General features: G+C 33.3%; 17 protein-coding genes and 5 tRNA genes. 19 read left to right on the top strand and 3 right to left on the bottom strand.

Annotated elements, in window-relative coordinates; all coding sequences use genetic code 11:
- The first annotated feature begins 9 nt into the window (after positions 1 to 9).
- Both ACR0P1_RS01410 and sucC read left to right on the top strand, forming a co-directional pair.
- Positions 10 to 558, top strand: a complete 549-nt coding sequence (locus tag ACR0P1_RS01410) for a 2-oxoacid:ferredoxin oxidoreductase subunit gamma (protein WP_432644624.1) — start codon at positions 10 to 12, stop codon at positions 556 to 558.
- Between the two features lie 8 nt (positions 559 to 566).
- On the top strand, positions 567 to 1,685 hold the full coding sequence (gene sucC, locus ACR0P1_RS01405; RefSeq protein ID WP_432644623.1) for an ADP-forming succinate--CoA ligase subunit beta: 1,119 nt from the start codon (positions 567 to 569) through the stop codon (positions 1,683 to 1,685).
- 58 nt (positions 1,686 to 1,743) lie between these two features.
- Here the strand turns inward: sucC and twy1 are convergent, their stop codons facing one another.
- The gene (twy1, locus tag ACR0P1_RS01400) at positions 1,744 to 2,661 is read right to left on the bottom strand and encodes a 4-demethylwyosine synthase TYW1 (protein WP_432644638.1); all 918 of its coding nucleotides are present in this window, start codon (positions 2,659 to 2,661) and stop codon (positions 1,744 to 1,746) included.
- A gap of 176 nt (positions 2,662 to 2,837) precedes the next feature.
- Here twy1 and ACR0P1_RS01395 point away from each other — a divergent pair, with 176 nt between their 5' ends.
- From ACR0P1_RS01395 to ACR0P1_RS01380, 4 genes are read left to right on the top strand one after another with little or no spacing between them, the layout of a single operon-like run.
- Entirely contained in the window at positions 2,838 to 3,656 is an 819-nt protein-coding gene (locus ACR0P1_RS01395; protein ID WP_432644622.1) for a hypothetical protein, read from the top strand.
- A 4-nt stretch (positions 3,657 to 3,660) separates the two neighbouring features.
- Complete coding sequence (locus tag ACR0P1_RS01390) at positions 3,661 to 4,539, top strand: DNA-methyltransferase (RefSeq protein WP_432644621.1); 879 nt, start codon at positions 3,661 to 3,663, stop codon at positions 4,537 to 4,539.
- Positions 4,540 to 4,583: 44 nt separating this feature from the next.
- Positions 4,584 to 5,252: a triose-phosphate isomerase gene (gene tpiA, locus ACR0P1_RS01385; protein ID WP_432644620.1), complete on the top strand. Its 669-nt coding sequence runs from the start codon at positions 4,584 to 4,586 to the stop codon at positions 5,250 to 5,252.
- 9 nt (positions 5,253 to 5,261) lie between these two features.
- A complete protein-coding gene (locus ACR0P1_RS01380; RefSeq protein WP_432644619.1) occupies positions 5,262 to 6,476 on the top strand; it encodes a phosphoglycerate kinase in 1,215 nt (404 codons plus the stop codon).
- A gap of 11 nt (positions 6,477 to 6,487) precedes the next feature.
- On the opposite strand, the gene thiE is transcribed toward ACR0P1_RS01380, so the two are convergent.
- Together thiE and thiM are read right to left on the bottom strand one after the other, a co-directional pair.
- Positions 6,488 to 7,111, bottom strand: a complete 624-nt coding sequence (thiE, locus tag ACR0P1_RS01375; protein WP_432644618.1) for a thiamine phosphate synthase — start codon at positions 7,109 to 7,111, stop codon at positions 6,488 to 6,490.
- Positions 7,108 to 7,974 carry a hydroxyethylthiazole kinase gene (gene thiM / locus ACR0P1_RS01370; protein WP_432644617.1) on the bottom strand — a complete coding sequence of 289 codons (867 nt, stop codon included), beginning with the start codon at positions 7,972 to 7,974 and terminating at the stop codon, positions 7,108 to 7,110. The genes thiE and thiM overlap by 4 nt, the downstream gene beginning before the upstream one ends.
- A gap of 115 nt (positions 7,975 to 8,089) precedes the next feature.
- On the opposite strand from thiM, the gene ACR0P1_RS01365 reads away from it, so the two are divergent.
- The 13 genes from ACR0P1_RS01365 to ACR0P1_RS01305 all read left to right on the top strand — a co-directional run bounded on the left by ACR0P1_RS01365 (position 8,090) and on the right by ACR0P1_RS01305 (position 18,797).
- Positions 8,090 to 8,163: transfer RNA gene (locus ACR0P1_RS01365), tRNA-Thr, on the top strand.
- A gap of 116 nt (positions 8,164 to 8,279) precedes the next feature.
- Positions 8,280 to 8,354: transfer RNA gene (locus ACR0P1_RS01360), tRNA-Pro, on the top strand.
- 4 nt (positions 8,355 to 8,358) lie between these two features.
- Positions 8,359 to 8,432, top strand: a tRNA-Tyr gene (locus tag ACR0P1_RS01355).
- A 127-nt stretch (positions 8,433 to 8,559) separates the two neighbouring features.
- Positions 8,560 to 8,631: transfer RNA gene (locus tag ACR0P1_RS01350), tRNA-Asp, on the top strand.
- Between the two features lie 30 nt (positions 8,632 to 8,661).
- Positions 8,662 to 8,735 (top strand) — tRNA-Lys (locus ACR0P1_RS01345).
- Between the two features lie 44 nt (positions 8,736 to 8,779).
- Complete coding sequence (locus tag ACR0P1_RS01340; protein ID WP_432644616.1) at positions 8,780 to 9,019, top strand: DNA-directed RNA polymerase subunit H; 240 nt, start codon at positions 8,780 to 8,782, stop codon at positions 9,017 to 9,019.
- 226 nt (positions 9,020 to 9,245) lie between these two features.
- Positions 9,246 to 10,796, top strand: a complete 1,551-nt coding sequence (locus ACR0P1_RS01335) for a DNA-directed RNA polymerase subunit B'' (protein WP_432644615.1) — start codon at positions 9,246 to 9,248, stop codon at positions 10,794 to 10,796.
- A 9-nt stretch (positions 10,797 to 10,805) separates the two neighbouring features.
- On the top strand, positions 10,806 to 13,082 hold the full coding sequence (gene rpoB / locus ACR0P1_RS01330) for a DNA-directed RNA polymerase subunit B (protein WP_432644614.1): 2,277 nt from the start codon (positions 10,806 to 10,808) through the stop codon (positions 13,080 to 13,082).
- A gap of 25 nt (positions 13,083 to 13,107) precedes the next feature.
- On the top strand, positions 13,108 to 16,113 hold the full coding sequence (locus tag ACR0P1_RS01325) for a DNA-directed RNA polymerase subunit A' (protein ID WP_432644613.1): 3,006 nt from the start codon (positions 13,108 to 13,110) through the stop codon (positions 16,111 to 16,113).
- Positions 16,114 to 16,121: 8 nt separating this feature from the next.
- Positions 16,122 to 17,300, top strand: coding sequence for a DNA-directed RNA polymerase subunit A'' (gene rpoA2 / locus ACR0P1_RS01320; RefSeq protein ID WP_432644612.1), 1,179 nt, complete (start codon positions 16,122 to 16,124; stop codon positions 17,298 to 17,300).
- Between the two features lie 8 nt (positions 17,301 to 17,308).
- The gene (locus tag ACR0P1_RS01315; RefSeq protein WP_432644611.1) at positions 17,309 to 17,608 is read left to right on the top strand and encodes a 50S ribosomal protein L30e; all 300 of its coding nucleotides are present in this window, start codon (positions 17,309 to 17,311) and stop codon (positions 17,606 to 17,608) included.
- A gap of 6 nt (positions 17,609 to 17,614) precedes the next feature.
- A complete protein-coding gene (locus tag ACR0P1_RS01310; protein WP_432644610.1) occupies positions 17,615 to 18,046 on the top strand; it encodes a NusA-like transcription termination signal-binding factor in 432 nt (143 codons plus the stop codon).
- A 325-nt stretch (positions 18,047 to 18,371) separates the two neighbouring features.
- Complete coding sequence (locus ACR0P1_RS01305; protein WP_067044341.1) at positions 18,372 to 18,797, top strand: 30S ribosomal protein S12; 426 nt, start codon at positions 18,372 to 18,374, stop codon at positions 18,795 to 18,797.

Below are 18,797 nucleotides of genomic sequence, written 5' to 3'. Positions count from 1 at the left end.
GTGGATAATATGAGAACTGAAATTAGAATTTGTGGTTTTGGAGGTCAAGGAATTATTCTTGCAGGTATTATCTTAGGTAAATCTGCATGTCTTTTTGATGGTAAGGAAGCTGTCCAAACACAATCCTATGGTCCTGAAGCTCGTGGTGGAGCTTCTAAATGTGAAGTTGTAATTAGTGATACTACTGTTGATTATCCTAAAGTTCAAAATCCAGATATTTTGGTTGCAATGTCTAATGAGGCTTTAATTAAATATATTGTGGATTTAAAAGATAATGGAACTTTAATTGTTGATCCTGGAACAACTGACATTGAAGACGTTAGGGAATTTATTGAAGAACATAATATTAAAGTTTATGAAGCTCCTGCTACTAAAACAGCTATCGATGAAATAGGACTTAAAATTGTAGCAAACATTGTTATGGTTGGAGCTATTACAAAAATTACTGGAGTAATATCCAAAGAATCAGCTATTAAAGCAATTGAAGTAAGTGTTCCTAAAGGAACAGAGAAGAAAAATATCAGTGCTTTTGAAGCAGGATACGCTCTAGCGGAATAGGTGTTATAATGAAATTTTTTGAAAATGTAGCAAAACAAATTTTTAATAAGGAAGGAATTCCAATTTTAGAGGGGCATGTTGCTTATTCTCCTGAAGAAGCAATGACAATATCTTCAGAGATGGGTGTGCCTGTTGTTATTAAAGCACAAGTTTTAACTGGTGGAAGAGGTAAAGCTGGTGGTATTAAATTCGCTAATAATCCTGGTGAAGCATTAAAAGTAGCTGACGAAGTCTTAGGAATGCAAATTAAAGGTGAAACAGTAAAACATTTATTGGTTGAAGAAAAAGCAGATATTCTCAATGAATTCTTTGTCAGTGTGTCTATAGATAGGGGTGCTAGAAGACCAGTTATTATAGCAAGTAAAGAAGGCGGAATCGAAATTGAAAACTTAGCTAAGACTAACCCTGGAAAACTTATTAAGTATTATCCAAATCCTCTAATTGACTTCTTGCCTTATGAAGCACGTGAAATTGCACGTAAAATGGGTGTTTCTTCTGAATTAATTTCTCCGTTAGGAAATATAATTTGGAAATTGTATAATGTATTTGCAAAGTACGACTGTGACACTGCTGAAATCAATCCGTTAATTGAAACTCCTTCTGGATTAATAGCAGGTGATGCTAAACTTGTTGTTGAAAATGACTCATTATTTAGACACCAAGATTTAGTTGAAAAATTACATTATAAAAGGAAAACTGTTGATTTCGTTCAGTTAGATGGGGATATTGCTGTTATTGGTAATGGTGCAGGTTTAACATTGACTGCTATGGATATGATCAAGCTTAATGGTGGAGCACCAGCAACTTTCCTTGATATTGGTGGTGGAGCTTCAGAACAAGTCATCAAGCAGGCTTTAAACATTGTATTAAACTATGAACCGGTTAAAGTAGTATTTTTAAATGTCTTAGGTGGTATTACTAAAGCTGATGATGTTGCTCGTGGTGTGGTCAAAGCTTTAGAGCAATCTGAACGTCCAGTCCCAATCGTAATAAGATTGACTGGTACAAACGAAGAAGAAGGTCAAAAAATCTTAGAAGAAGCTGGAATTCCATTTGAAACTTCAATGGAAAAGGCAGCTAAAAAGGCTGTTGATCTTTGTAAGGAATTAAAACAGGAAGGAAAATAACTTTCCTTGTTTTTTAATTCTATAAAATTTAAATAAAAAAAGTGAGTGAATTTTTAATTTATTCAAGTAAAACAACACGACTAATTTCAGATTCATTTACTAATTCTTTACCGCATTCATCACCTATTTTTTTTGCAAAGGATTTAATTTCATTAAATGTAGGCATGTTGTCAAGTGTTAATCTGTCACGTGATGAGCCAACGCACATGTATGCTTTTATTTCCACATAATCGGGGTCTGCTTTTTTTATTAGTTTAGCATATTCTTCTGGTTGTTCCATATTTTTTCCCTTAACACAAGTGTTCCTTATGCATGTACGTGAACTAAAACTAGATAATGTTTCAAGTGATTCATTTAAATTGTTCCAAGCATTGTTTATTCTTGGTCTGCATACTTCATTAAATATTTTCTCGTTAGGTGCATCTAATGAGAGGTATAGTTGATATGGATCGTTTTCTAAATTTCTTAATCTATCAACGCATTGGCCGTTACTTACTACAAATGTTGTAAAATCTCGGCGGTTGAATTCACCAATTAATTCATCAATTTTTGGATAAAGAGTTGGTTCTCCTGCAAGAGATATTGCAGCATTGGTTGGTTTTTTAAGCTCTTCCAATTTCTTTCTGTTTGCTTTGTCATTTCCGTAATATCCACATAATAAATTATTTTGAGCTTCAATAGCTCCATCAATGATTGTTTTAGGGTCATCGTACTCGTCATCTTCCCATGCAGTTTGAGTATAAGTCAAATCCCTCCAGCAGAACTCACATTCCTGTTGGCAATTTGGAACTGCAGGTGACATTTGAAGGCATCTGTGTGATTGGATTCCATAAAATTTCTCTTTATAGCAAACTCCTTTATCTACTATACTTTGACGTGTCCAATGGCAAGTTTTAACAGCTGCATGCCCATGATTACCTACAAATCTGTATCCACTTTTTTCTAGTTTTTTAATTTGTGTTTCGTTAAATGACATATTATTTTTATGTTTAGATTTGGTCATATATACATTTTTCAATAGGTATATAAATTTAATATTTATTGAACAATATTGTATTATAATTTTTAAAACTATTTATATGTTTAATAATTATAATTTTTATTATGATATTATGGAATAAAAATCATGAAAAATTATTTTTTATTAATTCAATGAAAGTTGCGTTTCCTTCCCAACTATTTTATAAGACAGATGATTGCAGGTATTTGGCATATTGGCCGAAGGGTTACAGGGGCAGAAAATCAACATTACAATCAAGAAACTCGTTAATAGGTGAATTTACAGAGAATTGGGTTTTTGAGCTGTTTAAAAAATTGATAGCTAAGAATAATTTATTTTTGGTAAGGCAGGCAAGAATTCCATCATTGGGTATTACTTCACGCTCTCCAGCTGATCTTGTCATATCAACTTCCAATAAGAAAGTTTTAAAGGCAAGTGAGGTAAAAGTTATTTTTGAGGTTAAAATGTCTATTGTGTGGAACTGGCAATACTTTGAAGATTCTAATAATGTTGTTGAAATCGGAGACTTCAGGACTCATCAGGGAAGGCCGAGCTTCACACGTTCGGACTCTATTTTAAAAGCTATTGGTAAATGTATTAGTATAAGGGTTTCAAGTTTTGAATCATCAAAAATTCCTATTATTGTCATAGGAAATGCCCCATTATCTAATGGTTTTTGTAAAAAAGCAGATCATTTAAAAAAAGTAGGTATAATTCAAGGTTTTTGGTCTTTAAATCCATTCCCGTTAAATCATGGAAATACTCGAAAAACCTCTCCTTATGGAGGATATATTAGGTTTAATAATACCTTGGAATTAAAAGAACATTTAAGTAATTTATTCTCTCAGGATTTAAATTTCTTTTCTGGAATGGAAAATCCCGAGACATTAGGTGAATATATTGAAATTGCTAATAGTGAAAATAGTCATGAAGATAAAGGTTTAAGATTTTTAGATTTAATTAGAAGGTAGTAATATGGTAAGAAAAACTCAAACATCATCGTTTGGATCGGTTTTAAGGGAATCTCACAATTCAAAAAAATTTTATGGATCAAAACTATATGAAAATCTTAAAATCCCAAAAAATATTGAGTTTATAGAATCAAAAATCAAAAAAGAAGATTTAAATAAGTTTTATTGCAAGTCTAGTGAAAATATGGATGAAATTCCAGATAACAGCGTCCATTTAATGATTACTTCACCTCCGTATAATGTTGGAAAGGAGTATGATAATGATTTGACTCTGGATGGATATCTGGAATTGTTAACTTCTGTTTTTAGTGAGACTTATAGAAAACTGGTGACTGGAGGACGGGCATGTATTAATATAGCAAATATTGGAAGAAAACCGTATATTCCACTTCATGCAATGGTTATTGAGATAATGTTGGATTTGGGATTTTTAATGCGTGGAGAAATCATATGGGATAAATCTGCAAGTGCAGGCGGATCTTGTGCATGGGGGAGTTGGATGTCTGCTTCGAATCCTGTCCTTAGGGATTATCATGAGTACATTCTAATTTTTTCAAAGGATTCTTATTCTAAAAATAAATCTCAAGAAAAGAAGGATACAATTGGTCATGATGAGTTTATTCAATGGACAAAAAGTATATGGACATTTCCAGCAGTTAATGCAAAGAAAATAGGTCATCCTGCACCATTTCCAATTGAACTACCTCATAGGCTTATAAATCTCTATACTTATGAGGGGGATGTTGTCTTAGATCCATTTTGTGGCAGTGGGACAACTTGCATTGCAGCTACTTGGAATAATAGAAATTATATAGGATATGATATTGAGGAGAAATATATTCAATTATCAAAAAAGAGACTTTCTAATCAAAAATTTATTTAATAGTATTATCAAATATTATTATTAAATAGTTGTTGGGGATTATTATGGATACACCAATTGTTATATTAAACTATAAAACTTATTTAGAATCAAGTGGTATAAAAGCTTTAGAGCTTGCAAAAGATTTAGAAAGTGCTGCTGAGGAATCTGGAATTACTATGGTTGCAGCTCCACAAACAGCAGATATCTATAGATTAAGTCAGGAAACTTCACTTCCAATTTTTGCTCAGCACATTGATCCGATTTCTCCTGGGGGACATACTGGATCTAACCTGATTAACACATTACTTGATGCGGGAATTAGTGGAACTTTAATCAATCATTCTGAAAATAGAATGAAGTTAGCAGATATTGCTGAAGTTGTGAAATTATGTAAGGATTATGAAATTGAATCCTGTGTATGTACTAATAATATTGAAACTTCAAAAGCTGTTGCAGCTCTTAATCCAGTTGCTGTGGCTGTTGAGCCTCCAGAACTTATTGGAACTGGAATACCTGTATCTCAAGCTCAACCGGAAGTTGTTGAAGACACTGTAAAAGAAGTTAAATCAATCAATAAAAAAATTAAGGTTTTATGTGGTGCTGGAATCACTACTGGTGATGACATGAAAGCTGCTATGGAGTTAGGTGCTGATGGAGTATTGCTTGCATCAGGTATCATTAAAGCAGAAAGTCCGAAAGATGCTTTACTTGATTTGGTAAGTAAATTATAGAGTGAGAAAATGGCAGAATTTAATACAATTGATGATTTTGATATTGAAAATAAGACTGTTCTTGTAAGAGTTGATATTAATTCACCTGTGGATCCAGGTTCTGGAATCATTTTGGATGACACTAGATTAAGGTTACATGCTCAAACTATTAAGGAACTATCTAACAAAGGTGCTAAAGTAGTGCTTCTTGCACACCAAAGCCGTCCAGGTAAAAAGGATTTCACAACTTTATCCCAACATGCTGATGCTCTATCCGACATTTTAAATTTAAGAGTAAAATATATTGATTCTTTATTTTCAAATGCTGCAAAAGAAGCTATTCGTGATTTAAAACCTCATGAGATTCTTCTTCTTGAAAATGCACGTTTCTTTTCAGAGGAATCTCTTTCAAGGACTCCTATTGAACAATCAAAAACATTGCTTGTCAGACACTTGTCTCCATTGATTGATTATTTTGTAAATGATGCATTTGCTGCAGCTCACAGGTCTCAAGCTTCTTTAGTTGGTTTTACTGTTAACACTCCTTCAGCTGCAGGTAGGGTAATGGAAAAGGAGCTAACCGTAATCCAAGATGCATTAGATAATGTACAGCACCCATGCGTATTTTTACTTGGTGGAATGAAACCTGATGATTCTATTGATGTTATGGAGAATGTATTAAGTAATGGGACTGCAGATGCTATTCTAACAACTGGTATTGTTGGAAACATTGTGCTATGGGCATCTGGTGTAGATATTGGCCAAGCTAATAGAGATTTCATCATCAGCAGAGGATATGAGGATATGGTTGAAAAATCTAAACAACTAATCGAAAGATTTGGAGATAAAGTAAAATATCCTATTGATGTTGCATGTGAAATTGATGGTGAAAGAGTGGATATTGATATTGGTGAAATTCCAAATGAATCTATTTTTGATATAGGTGTAAAAACAATTAGTTTTTATGCAAAAGAAATCAGGGATGCAAAAACAATATTTGCTAATGGTCCTGCGGGAGTATTTGAGAATCCTGAATTTGCAATAGGAACAGAAGATTTAATTAATGCTATTGCAAAATCTGATGGTTTTTCTATTATAGGTGGAGGACATATTGCAGCAGCTACTGCAGGGCTTGGATGTGAAGATCAAATGAGTCATGTAAGTAGTGGTGGTGGAGCTTGTATTAGTATGTTAGCTGGTAAAAAATTAGCTGCTGTTGAAGCTTTAAAAAATAGTAAAAAATAATTTTTTTACTTTTATTTTTTATGAATAATTTTTAATAGTTCCTCAGATGCACTTCTAGGATCTTCTGCATTCATTATTGCACTTACTACAGACAGTCCAGCAATTCCAGTATCTATTAATTCAAATGCATTGTTGTGATTAATTCCACCGATTGCAACTACTGGAATATCAATAGATTCAACAACTTTTTTTAAATCTTGTTTTGTAATGGAAGGTGCATCATCTTTGGTTGCAGTTGGAAATACTGCTCCTGTTCCGATGTAGTCCGCACCATCTTCCTGTGCTTTTTTAGCTTCAGATATTGTAGAAGCTGAAACTCCTAAAATTTTATCCTTTCCAATTAGTTTTCTTGTAACATCACATGGCATGTCACTTTGGCCAACATGTACACCGTCAGCATCAATAGCTAATGCTACATCAACTCTATCATTAATTATTAATGGTACATTATATTTTGTTGTAATTTCCTTAACTCTCAAAGCTAAATTATAAAAGTCTAATGTTTCAGAAGTTTTTTCTCTAATTTGAACTACACTAACTCCACCTTTTATAGCTTCTTCTATAGTTTTCAAAAATTTTTCAACGTCACTACTTTTGTCGGTTACAAGGTAAAGAGATAAATCTATATTGTTCATAATATCATCATGTTTGATTCATTAATTAAACTGGTACTATTAGTTTTGTATAAGTAATCAATTAAATAAGTTCTAAATGAACCAGTGCCATCATTTTTTTCATTTACTTTTGCTCTTGCTTTTTCACCAGCAAGGTTCATTGCTAAAATTGCAATAAGACTTCCTTCCAATGGATTTGAACCAGCAATACAACTTCCTAAAATTGATGATAACATACATCCACTGCCGGTTATTAATGGCATCATGTCATCCCCATTGTCAATAGCTATTGTTGTTTTTCCATCGGTTAGAATATCAATAGGACCACTTGCCAATATTACAGTATTTAATTTCAAAGCTAATGTTGCTATCCATTCACCATTTACTTTTACATTTTCTTTTGTGATAATATCATCAGCATTAACATCGACACCTTTTGCAGTGTTGATTTCATCTAAAACTCCAGATAGTTTTGCAATAGCTTTAATTTCACTTATATTTCCTCTAATTGCTGTAATATTGTGGTTTTCAATTAGGTTAATAGTTGTTTTATTTCTAAGTTCGGTTACTCCAACACCTACTGGATCTAAGATGATTGGTGTATTAGTCTCATCAGCTTTTTTACAGCTAATTTCCATGGCTTCAATTTGATCTTTACTTAATTTTCCGATATTTATTACTAATACATCTGCTATTGCTACAACTTCTTCTAATTCTTCACTATCTTCAGCCATGAATGGTGATCCACCAACTGCAAGAACAGCATTTGCACAATCATTAATTGTTACTGAATTGGTAATACAATGGGTTAATGCATTTTTTTCCCTGATTTTAGTTAAATTTTCTTCAATTTTATCTAATAATTTACTTTCATTATTTATCATGATTATTAATTATAAATTTTATTTTATTTAAATTTTATTGGAATTATACTATTTTATAGTAAACTATTTAAAGGATGATTAATAAAATTAATTTTGTTATTCAATATTTTATTATGCCTCGGTGGCTCAGTCTGGTAGAGCGCGAGACTTGTAATCTCGTGGTCGCGGGTTCAATTCCCGTCCGGGGCTTTAATTTTATATTGACTCCATATTTTTTTCATGAATATGATGAATTATGGAAACATTTATATACTACTTTGTATATAATTATTATTAGTGTGTTATCTGCATACTTATATGTATGTGGGTCCGTAGGGTAGCTTGGTCGATCCTTTGGGCTTTGGGAGCCTGAGACTCCGGTTCAAATCCGGGCGGACCCATTTACCCGCCTTAGCTCAATTTGGCAGAGCGTTGGACTGTAGATCCAAATGTTGCTGGTTCAAGTCCGGCAGGCGGGATTTGTCAGTTATTTATTTTTCATCAATATGGAAAATTTTGAAAACCAATATGGTTTTCCGAAACCTTTATATATGATGAGAAACATAATAATTGAATAGTGTATTGTTATACTGTTTGAGATTCTATGCCCTGGTGGTGTAGGGGCTATCATGTGGGCCTGTCGAGCCCGCGACTCGGGTTCAAATCCCGGCCAGGGCGCTTCGAACTTAAATAGTATCTGTATCTCATAGGCCTGTAGCTCAGTCTGGCAGAGCGCTTGGCTTTTAACCAAGCGGCCGCGGGTTCAATTCCCGTCAGGCCTGTTTCTAATTTTATATTTTAACTTTTCTATTTGGAGGAAATTATTTTGAAAAGTGAATTTGATATTCAAAAGCATATGCTTGTACCAAAGCATGAGATCATGACTGAAGAAGAAATTTCAAACGAATTTAGTGATGTGGATTATGATTTTAAAAATCTTCCTAAAATTAAAGTTGATGATCCTGTTGCAGAATCTATTGGTGCTAAACCAGGTGATGTTTTGAGAATAACTCGTGAAAGTGAAACTGCTGGTTTTTTTGTTACTTATAGAATCGTTGAAGAATGATATAAATTTAGAATTAGTGAAGTTTATATATTTAATTTCTGTATTTTTTTGTTTTTTGGAAATTCATTATAATAAATTTGAACTTAGTTTGAGAGGAATTATCTTAAAGAAGATAGTTAGGAGTAAATTAAGAATAATGATTAAATGATTTAGTTATTAGGTTTTTCCTTTTTATTTTTATTTAGTTAATTATTTTTATTGCGTTTTATGTAATTGGAGGATGTTCATGACAGTGAATAATTGGAAATTAGTTGATGCATTTTTCGATAAATATGATTTAGTCGACCATCATATAAAATCCTACAATGATTTTGTAAATAATAGGATTCAAAATATTATTGATATTACTGATCCTATTTCCTTAGATGATGGTAAGTATACTTTAAAAACTGGGGAAATACGTATTGAAAAACCATCTAATAAAGAAGCTGATGGTTCTAGAAGTATTATTGACCCTACTGAAGCTAGACTTAGGAATTTAAATTATTCTGCAGATATGTATCTTGAAATGGCATTAAATGAAGAAGGAGAAGATAATCCATTAGAGGAAGTATATATTGGTGAATTGCCAGTTATGCTTAAGTCTGATATTTGTCATCTTAATGGTCTAAATGATGAAGAATTAATTGCAAAACACGAAGACCCTCAAGATTTAGGAGGTTATTTCATTGTAAATGGTTCTGAAAGAGCTGTTGTTACCATGGAAGAGATTGCACCGAATAAAATTATCCTTGAACGTATGGGTGAAGTTGAAGAGAGACATGCTAAGGCTGTTGTGACTTCAATCAAAAGTGGTTTTAGAGCTAGAATTACCTTAGAGTATAAAAAACCACGTAAAAACAAAGCTTTTTTAAGAATTTCCTTCCCATATCTTCCTGGAGAAATTCCATTAGTTGTATTGTTAAGAGCTCTTGGTTTAGCTACTGATCAAGAAATAATCACAGCTATTTCCGATGATAATAACTTCCAAATGATGATTGCGGATGATATTCAAGTTTCTCAAGAAGAATTGGATAAATTCATAGATCAAAATGTCATTAAAAATGGTGATATGGATGAGGTAAGACAACATTTACAAGATGCTGCTATTAAATATATTGGTAATAGAGTAGCTAAAAATATGCCTAAAGAGTATCGTTATAAACGTGCTAAGGATGTTGTCAACCGTTATTTATTACCACATATGGGTATTGAAGAGGAAAGATGTTATGATAAAGCTATTTATCTTGCTGAAATGACTGAAATGTTATTGGAAGTCATTGAAGAAAAAAGAAAGCCACACGATAAGGACCATTACACTAACAAAAGGCTTAGAGTATCTGGTGACTTAATGGAAGATTTATTCAGAGTTGCTTTTACAAATTTAACAAGAGATATGAGCTATCAACTTGAAAGAAGTCTTGCCCGTGGTAAAGATCTTTCAATTAAGCAAGCAGTTCGTAGTGATGTTTTAACTGAAAACATTAAACACGCAATTGCTACTGGAAATTGGGTTGGTGGAAGAGCTGGTGTAAGCCAACTTTTAGACAGAACAAGTTACATGGGAACTCTTTCTCATTTAAGACGTGTTGTATCTCCTTTAACTAGAAGTCAACCTCACTTTGAAGCAAGAGATTTGCACCCAACTCAATTTGGTAAAATATGTCCAAACGAAACTCCAGAGGGACCTAACTGTGGTTTGGTAAAGAACTTAGCATTATTGTGTAATATTTCAGAAGGTTCTGATGAACAAGAAATTATTGATGTCATTGAACAAATGGATGTTGAAATGATTTAAGGATGTGGAATGTTGTCTGTAGATTATAAAAAACCTGAAACTGAAGAGAAAAAGGCGTTTTATTATTTTGGTTTTGAAAGATTAGCTCCTTTTAATGAAGTTAATGCAATTATTACTCAATTAAAAGAAAAATTCGCTGAGGACGAGGAAGCATTAGAAAAAATTAATTATCATGTTGAATTCATAGAGTCTTATTTTGATGATGATGAATTAAAAGCTGATGATAGTTTAAACGTTCCATTTAAGAAAGATAAACGTAGAGCTAAATGGGCATCCTATAAAAAAGACTTCCCAGAAGTGGATTTAACAGAGGAAGTAATTTCTGAAGATACTAATGGAAGTAATCTTGCTGAAGAATCCCTTGAAGAAGTTTCTGAAATTACTAATGAAATTGAACCTGTTGAGGAATCTATTGAAGAAGTTGTTGAGGATAATGAGACTGCTTCTGTTGAAAATAAACCTCGTGTATTTAATAAGAAACACTCTCAGACTAAAATTTACATTAATGGTGAACTTTTAGGTTATTGTAAAGATCCTATTGCTTTTACTCAGGAAATGAGAGAGAAAAGAAGGAAAGGACAAATATCTCATGAAATGAACATTACATATTATGAGGAAAATCACGAGATATATATCTTCAATGATCCTGGAAGAGCAAGAAGACCTTTAATCATTGTTCAAGATGGTGTTCCTCTTTTAAGAGAAGAGCATATAAATAAAGTTGCTGATGGTAAATTAAATTGGGATGATTTAATCAGTGGCGGTTTCATTGAATATTTGGATGCTGAAGAAGAGGAAAACTCATATATTGCAATGAATTTAGCTGATTTAACTGAGGATCATACTCATTTAGAAATAGATCCAGCTACCATGTTAGGTATCTGTGCTGGAATTATTCCATTCTCTGATCACAATTCCTCTCCAAGGAACACAATGGAAGCAGGTATGACAAAACAAGCTTTAGGATTATATGTATCAAACTATGCATTGCGTACTGACACTAGGGCTCACTTATTGCATCATCCTCAAACTCCTATTGTTAAAACACGTATTATTGATTCAACTAATTATGACTTAAGACCATCTGGACAAAACTTTGTTGTTGCGTTAATGTCTTATGAAGGATATAACATGGAAGACGCAATGGTTATTAACAAAGCGGCTTTAGAAAGAGGTCTTGCAAGGTCATCATTCTTCAGGGCATATGATACTTCTGAAAAGAAATATGCTGGTGGTCAAGTAGATAAATTTGAAGTACCTGACAAAAACATTAAAGGATATAGGTCTGAAGAGGCTTACAGAAACTTAGATGATGATGGTGTTGTAAACCCTGAATCATATGTGTCTTCTGGTGATGTATTAATAGGTAAAACTTCCCCTCCAAGATTCTTAGAGGAAAACTTTGGAAGTGTTGCTGATAGAAGAAGAGAAACATCTATTACTGTAAGACATGGTGAAAAAGGTATTGTTGATGCAGTTCTTTTATCTGAAACTGTTGAAGGTTCTAAATTAGCTAAAATCAGAGTAAGAGATACAAGACAACCTGAATTTGGTGATAAATTTGCATCAAGACACGGTCAGAAAGGGGTTATTGGTTTAATCTTATCTCCAGAGGATGTACCATTTACAGAATTTGGTGTAGTACCTGATTTAATTGTTAATCCTCACGCGATTCCATCTAGGATGTCCATTGGACAAGTACTTGAGATGGTTGCTGGTAAAGCTGGATGTCTTGAAGGTGAAAGAGTCGATGCAACTCCATTTAATCAAACACTTGAAGATGAAATTCAACAATTACTCCTTGATAATGGATTTGAATCTGCAGGATGTGAATCATTGTATAGTGGAGTAACTGGTGAAAGATTAGATGCAGAAATTTTCATTGGTGTTGCATATTACCAAAAATTACACCATATGACTACTGATAAAGTTTATGCTCGTTCCAGAGGACCTGTCCAAGTGCTTACACGTCAGCCTACTGAAGGTAGAGCACGTGAAGGTGGTTTAAGATTTGGAGAAATGGAAAGAGATTGTCTTATTGCACATGGTGCAGCATTGACTTTAAAAGAAAGATTGTTGGATGAATCTGATAAATATGAAGCAGTAGTATGTGAAAACTGTGGTATGTTAGCAGTAGAAGATACTAGCAAACATAAAAAATACTGCCCAATTTGTGGGGATGTGGAAACATATCCTGTTGAAATTTCATATGCATTTAAATTATTATTAGATGAACTTAAAAGTTTATGTATTTTCCCTAAATTAGTTTTAGGAGACAAAGCATAATTAAATTTATTAAAGGAGCAAATACATGAAAGCATTTATTAAAAAAATTGAGAGAATTAATTTTGGTTTAATGTCTCCTGATGATATTCGTAAGATGTCTGTTGTCACTGTTGAGTATCCTGATACTTATGGTGATGATGGTTTTCCTATTGATAAAGGATTAATGGATCCTCATTTAGGTATTATTGATCCTAGTTTAGTTTGTAGGACTTGTGGATCTAAAGGTGGGGTTTGTCAAGGGCACTTTGGTAGTATTGAATTAGCTAGACCTGTTATTCATGTTGGTTTTGGGGATGTTATTCATAAAATTTTACGTTCTACTTGTAATGAGTGTGGTCGTACTCTTTTAACTGATGAAGAAATTGAAGAGTACACTCAAAAAATCATGGAACTTAAGGCTCAAAATGAGAGCATTACTGATATTCTTAAAGATATTTACAATGATGCTAAAAAAGAGGGGGAAGAATGTCCTCACTGTGGTACTATTCAAGATAAAATCAGTTTAGATAAACCGGTTTCTCTAGTTCAGCGCATTAATCCTCTTTATGAATTTAAGAAAGTATTTTATGAGGAAACTGGTGATGATTCAATTGCTGTTGAAGAAATTGGACCAATAGCTACTGGAATTGTTGAAAATAAAGATATTTACTTCCAAAACAAATTATTAGTTAATAGTAATCTTTTAGAACGTTTTTGTGAAAGATTACAGGATGTTGATTATCTCCTTGGTATTTTAGAGCATGAAGATGAAGATGGTTCTTATGAAGTAAACAATACTAATTTGAACAAGATTTTCAAAACAGTAATTAGTGATAATAACTTAACTGAAGATTATAAGTTAACTGCTTCTGAAGTTCGTGAAAGACTCGAAAAGATTTCTGATGAAGATTCTTTTGTTTTAGGTGTAAATCCTGAAGTTGCAAGACCTGAATGGTTAGTTTTAACTGTACTTCCAGTGCCTCCTGTAACTGTGAGACCATCTATTATTTTGGATACTGGGGAACGTTCAGAAGATGACTTAACTCACAAGTTAGTGGATATTTTACGTATCAATCAACGTTTACTTGAGAACATGGAAGCTGGTGCTCCACAATTAATCGTTGAGGACTTATGGGAATTATTACAATATCATGTAACTACTTACTTTGACAATGAAGCTAGTGGAGTTCCACCTGCAAGACATAGATCAGGTAGGCCTCTTAAGACATTAACACAAAGGTTAAAAGGTAAAGAGGGAAGATTCAGGTCAAACCTTTCAGGTAAAAGGGTTAATTTCTCTGCTCGTACTGTAATCTCACCGGATCCTAACATTAGTATTAATGAAGTTGGTGTTCCTGAAATGATTGCTAAAGAAGTAACTGTACCAGTATATGTTAATGAATGGAACATTGATGAAATGAGGATTTACATAGAAAATGGTCCTGAGGTACATCCTGGTGCAAACTATGTAATTAGTGGAGATAGGAAAAGAAGAGTCACTGATGATACTAAAGAGTTCATTCTTGAAAACTTGGAGCCTGGTGTCATCATCGAAAGACACTTAAAAGATGGAGATATGGTTTTATTCAATCGTCAGCCTTCCCTTCACAGAATGAGTATGATGGCGCACGAAGTAAGAGTTTTACCATATAAAACATTCAGGTTAAACTTATGTGTATGTCCTCCATACAATGCGGATTTCGATGGGGACGAAATGAACATGCATGTTTTCCAGACTGATGAGTCTCGTGCTGAGGCAAAATCTTTAATGCGTGTACAAGAACACATTTTATCTCCAAGGTTTGGAGGACCAATTATTGGGGCTATTCACGATCACATTTCAGGTGCTTACCTTTTAACTCGTGATGGTGTTGAATTTAGTGAAGAGCAAGCTTTGCAAATTATCAGAAAATCCCACCTTAAAATTCCTGAATTCAAATCTAATCAATGGATTTTAAAATATGATCCTGATGAAGATGAAGAATCATTTATTTATAAGGAAAAAGGTGAAAAATGGACTGGTAAAGAATTGTTCTCATTATTATTACCTAATGACTTAAACTTATCTTACAGTGCTGAAATTTCTAAATGTCCTGTTGTTTATCCTCCTGAAGATGCAGAAGTTGTCATTAAAAATGGTATTCTCGTACAAGGTGCGATAGATGAAAGTGCATATGGATCTTTCTCAGGTAAAATTTTAGATAAAATTGTTAAGGAATATGGTCCTGGAAGAGCTAAAGAATTCTTAGATAGGTCTACTGACCTTGCTATCTGTGGAATTATGAAAACTGGAATCACTACTTCATTAAACGATGAAGAAATTCCTGAAGAAGCTCAAGACCGTATTAACGAGCACTTGCAAAATAAGATGGATGAAGTAGATAAACTCGTTCAAGCTTTTGAAGAAGGTTATCTTGAAGCTTTACCTGGTAGAAGTCTTGAAGAGACCTTAGAGATGAGAATCATGCAAGTTCTTGGGGAAGCTAGGGATATGTCTGGTCAAATTGCAGAACATTATCTTAACATGGGTAAACAAAGCCCTGATGATCCTTATGATCATGTAATGGCTGTAGAGAACCATTCTGTAGTAATGGCACGTACTGGTGCAAGGGCATCCATGTTGAACCTTACTCAGATTACTGCTTGTGTAGGACAACAAGCGGTTAGGGGTGGACGTATCGAAAGAGGATACATCAACAGAACTTTACCTCACTTCAAAAAAGGTGAGTTAGGGGCAAAAGCAAAAGGATTTGTTCACTCAAGTTATAAATCTGGACTTGACCCAATTGAGTTCTTCTTCCACGCAATGGGAGGAAGAGAAGGTCTTGTAGATACTGCGATTCGTACTGCACAATCTGGTTATATGCAAAGAAGACTTGTTAATGCATTACAAGACTTGCAAGTTAAATCTACTGGACTTGTTACTGATAATCAAGGTAATGTTATTCAAACCATGTTCGGTGAAGATGGAGTGGATCCAGCAAAATCTGACTTTGGTAAACCAGCAAACTTAGATAAACTTATAGATGAAATTAGAATGGAAGGTAAATAGGTGTAACTATGGATGAAATTATAACTAAAATCAATGATATGATTACTGAGATTAATGAAACCGAAAATCTTGGTATTAATTTTGCAGATAGTTATATCAAAGATTTAGCTGAACATTATATCAGTAAAGATTTAACTGATGATGAATTATATAAACTTATAATTAAGCTCAAACAGGCCTATGACCGAGCTCACGTTGAAGCTGGCGAGGCTGTTGGAACAGTAGCTGCACAATCTGTAGGTGAACCAGGTACTCAGATGACTATGCGTACTTTTCACTATGCAGGGGTAACTGAGTTAAACGTAACATTAGGTCTTCCAAGACTTATTGAAATTGTGGATGCTAGAGAAAAAATCAAAACTCCAACCATGGATATTTATTTCACCGAAGATAAACGTGATGATGAGGAATTCGTTAGGACTTTAGCTAACAAGATTGGTAAAAGTACTATCAACGATATTCTTTTAGATTTCAATTTAAACTATGGAACCATGGAAGTTGAAGCAGTTTTGGATGAAAAGAAAATTATAGAAAAAAGACTTGATAGAGATGAAATTGATGCAAAAATTTCAAAAACATTTAAAAAAGCTGTAATCAATGGAAATAATGTTGTTTTATCCAGTGATAAGAATGATTCTGGTTTTGTTATCAGAGAACTTCGTCTCTTAGCAGATAAATTCCGTGACTTGGAAATTAGTGGTATTAAAAAGATTGGAAGGGTCATTATCCGTCGTGATGATGAATGGGTTATTCACACTGAAGGATCCAACCTTAAGGAGGTTCTTGCTATGGAAGGTATTGACCAAGTAAGAACTACTACCAACAATATTCATGAAATCGGTCAGGTTTTGGGTATTGAGGCAGCTCGTAGATCAATTATTAACGAGGCTCAAAAAACCCTTTCAGAACAAGGTCTTAGTGTTGATGTAAGGCACATTATGTTAGTTGCAGATATTATGACTTCTGAAGGTGTTGTTAAATCTATTGGAAGACATGGTATCAGTGGTGAAAAATCAAGTGTTTTAGCTCGTGCAGCTTTTGAAGAAACTGGTAAACATTTACTCCACGCAAGTATTCGTGGTGAAGTAGATGATTTAACAGGTATCATCGAAAATATTATTATTGGACAACCAATACCTCTTGGTACCGGTTCTATCGGTGTCAAAATGGATTATAAAAATGAATAGGAGGCTAGATGATGGACGTAGATAGAGGAATCAGAGTAGCTGTCGATACTGGTGATGTAATTTTAGGCTCTGAAAAATCAATTCAATCTTTAAAATTAGGAAAAGGACAACTTGTTGTTGTTGCTGCTAACGCTCCTAAAGATATTATTGAAGATGTTGAATATTATGCAAATCTTTCCGAAATTCCATCTATCATATATGATGGAACTAGCGTAGATTTAGGGTCTGTTTGTGGTAAACCTTTTACAGTTGCTACATTAATCGTTAACGATCCAGGAGATTCTACAATATTAGATGATTTGAGGTAGATTTAAGTGTCTATTAAACTTAGTGCAAATGAAATCAGATTCATAGCTCTTTTCGAAAGTATGACTGGAGCAATGGTTAAAGATTGCATTATCGATGATGAACATGGAAAAGTTACTTTCATTGTTAAGAATGGTGACATGGGACTTGCTATCGGTAAAGGAGGTAGTTCCGTTTCCAAAGTTCAAAGAGCAGTAGATAAAAGTGTTGAGATTATTGAGTTAGATGATAATCCAATACAATTTATCAAAAATGTTTTATCCCCTGCAAAGTTACAGTCTGTTAAAATAAGTCAAGGACAGTCAGGTGAAAAAATAGCTATTGTCACAGCAGACAATACCAACAAACGTATTGCTATCGGTAAAAACGGAATTAATATCGAAAGAGCTAAATTATTAGCTAATAGACAACATAATATCGATAATATTATTTTAAAATAGCTTTTTAGCTATTTTATTTTAATTTATTTTTTTAAAAAATTACTTTTTTTTATTTATTAATGTATAAAATACATACATTTATAAAGGTTAAAATATATAAATTATCATAAGATATCTGTACTGGTTATGACTTGGCTATGTGTGCTTTTTGCCAAGGTTTTTAATATTATTTCAGGATATCTTCTTTTTAGATAAACTTGTTTATCTATAATTATTATTTACTGATTAATATCTTAGAATTTAGATTGTACTATAAGAGTGTAGTATAAATCGCAGCGGTGGATTCTTTGATATATTTTTAAGATAAAAAATTCGAGGAAAAATTATGCCAGGACTTTTTGCTGCAAAAAAACTTAAAAAAAATAGACAAAATTTTAAGTGGAAAGATGTAGATTACAAAAGAAGAGCTTTAAGGTTAGACGTTAAAGCAGACCCTCTTGAAGGAGCTCCTCAAGCTAGAGGTATTGTAATTGAAAAAGTAGGGATAGAAGCAAAACAACCTAACTCTGCTATTCGTAAATGTGTACGTGTTCAATTAATTAAAAACGGTAAACAATTAACTGCTTTCGCACCAGGTGACGGAGCTATTGGATTTATCGATGAACACGATGAAGTTATGATTGAAGGAATTGGTGGACCATCTGGAAGATCCATGGGGGATATTCCTGGGGTTCGTTGGAAAGTTTCCAAAGTTAATAACGTAGCTTTATCAGAAATGGTAAGTGGAAAAATAGAAAAACCTGTAAGATAA

The sequence above is a fragment of the Methanobrevibacter sp. genome (genome assembly GCF_050872065.1).
GTDB lineage: Archaea > Methanobacteriota > Methanobacteria > Methanobacteriales > Methanobacteriaceae > Methanocatella.
The sequence above is the reverse complement of the archived record's forward strand: the minus strand, read 5'-3'. Positions and strand labels throughout refer to the sequence as shown.

Bases quoted from the DNA above. Each gene is read 5' to 3' on its own strand.
- thiE (WP_432644618.1), bottom strand. From the start codon at position 7,111: ATGAACAATATAGATTTATCTCTTTACCTTGTAACCGACAAAAGTAGT.
- ACR0P1_RS01335 (WP_432644615.1), top strand. From the start codon at position 9,246: ATGACAGTGAATAATTGGAAATTAGTTGATGCATTTTTCGATAAATAT.
- ACR0P1_RS01315 (WP_432644611.1), top strand. From the start codon at position 17,309: ATGATGGACGTAGATAGAGGAATCAGAGTAGCTGTCGATACTGGTGAT.
- ACR0P1_RS01395 (WP_432644622.1), top strand. From the start codon at position 2,838: ATGAAAGTTGCGTTTCCTTCCCAACTATTTTATAAGACAGATGATTGC.
- ACR0P1_RS01410 (WP_432644624.1), top strand. From the start codon at position 10: ATGAGAACTGAAATTAGAATTTGTGGTTTTGGAGGTCAAGGAATTATT.
- ACR0P1_RS01305 (WP_067044341.1), top strand. From the start codon at position 18,372: ATGCCAGGACTTTTTGCTGCAAAAAAACTTAAAAAAAATAGACAAAAT.
- tpiA (WP_432644620.1), top strand. From the start codon at position 4,584: ATGGATACACCAATTGTTATATTAAACTATAAAACTTATTTAGAATCA.
- ACR0P1_RS01325 (WP_432644613.1), top strand. From the start codon at position 13,108: ATGAAAGCATTTATTAAAAAAATTGAGAGAATTAATTTTGGTTTAATG.
- sucC (WP_432644623.1), top strand. From the start codon at position 567: ATGAAATTTTTTGAAAATGTAGCAAAACAAATTTTTAATAAGGAAGGA.
- rpoB (WP_432644614.1), top strand. From the start codon at position 10,806: ATGTTGTCTGTAGATTATAAAAAACCTGAAACTGAAGAGAAAAAGGCG.
- rpoA2 (WP_432644612.1), top strand. From the start codon at position 16,122: ATGGATGAAATTATAACTAAAATCAATGATATGATTACTGAGATTAAT.
- ACR0P1_RS01390 (WP_432644621.1), top strand. From the start codon at position 3,661: ATGGTAAGAAAAACTCAAACATCATCGTTTGGATCGGTTTTAAGGGAA.
- twy1 (WP_432644638.1), bottom strand. From the start codon at position 2,661: ATGTCATTTAACGAAACACAAATTAAAAAACTAGAAAAAAGTGGATAC.
- ACR0P1_RS01380 (WP_432644619.1), top strand. From the start codon at position 5,262: ATGGCAGAATTTAATACAATTGATGATTTTGATATTGAAAATAAGACT.
- thiM (WP_432644617.1), bottom strand. From the start codon at position 7,974: ATGATAAATAATGAAAGTAAATTATTAGATAAAATTGAAGAAAATTTA.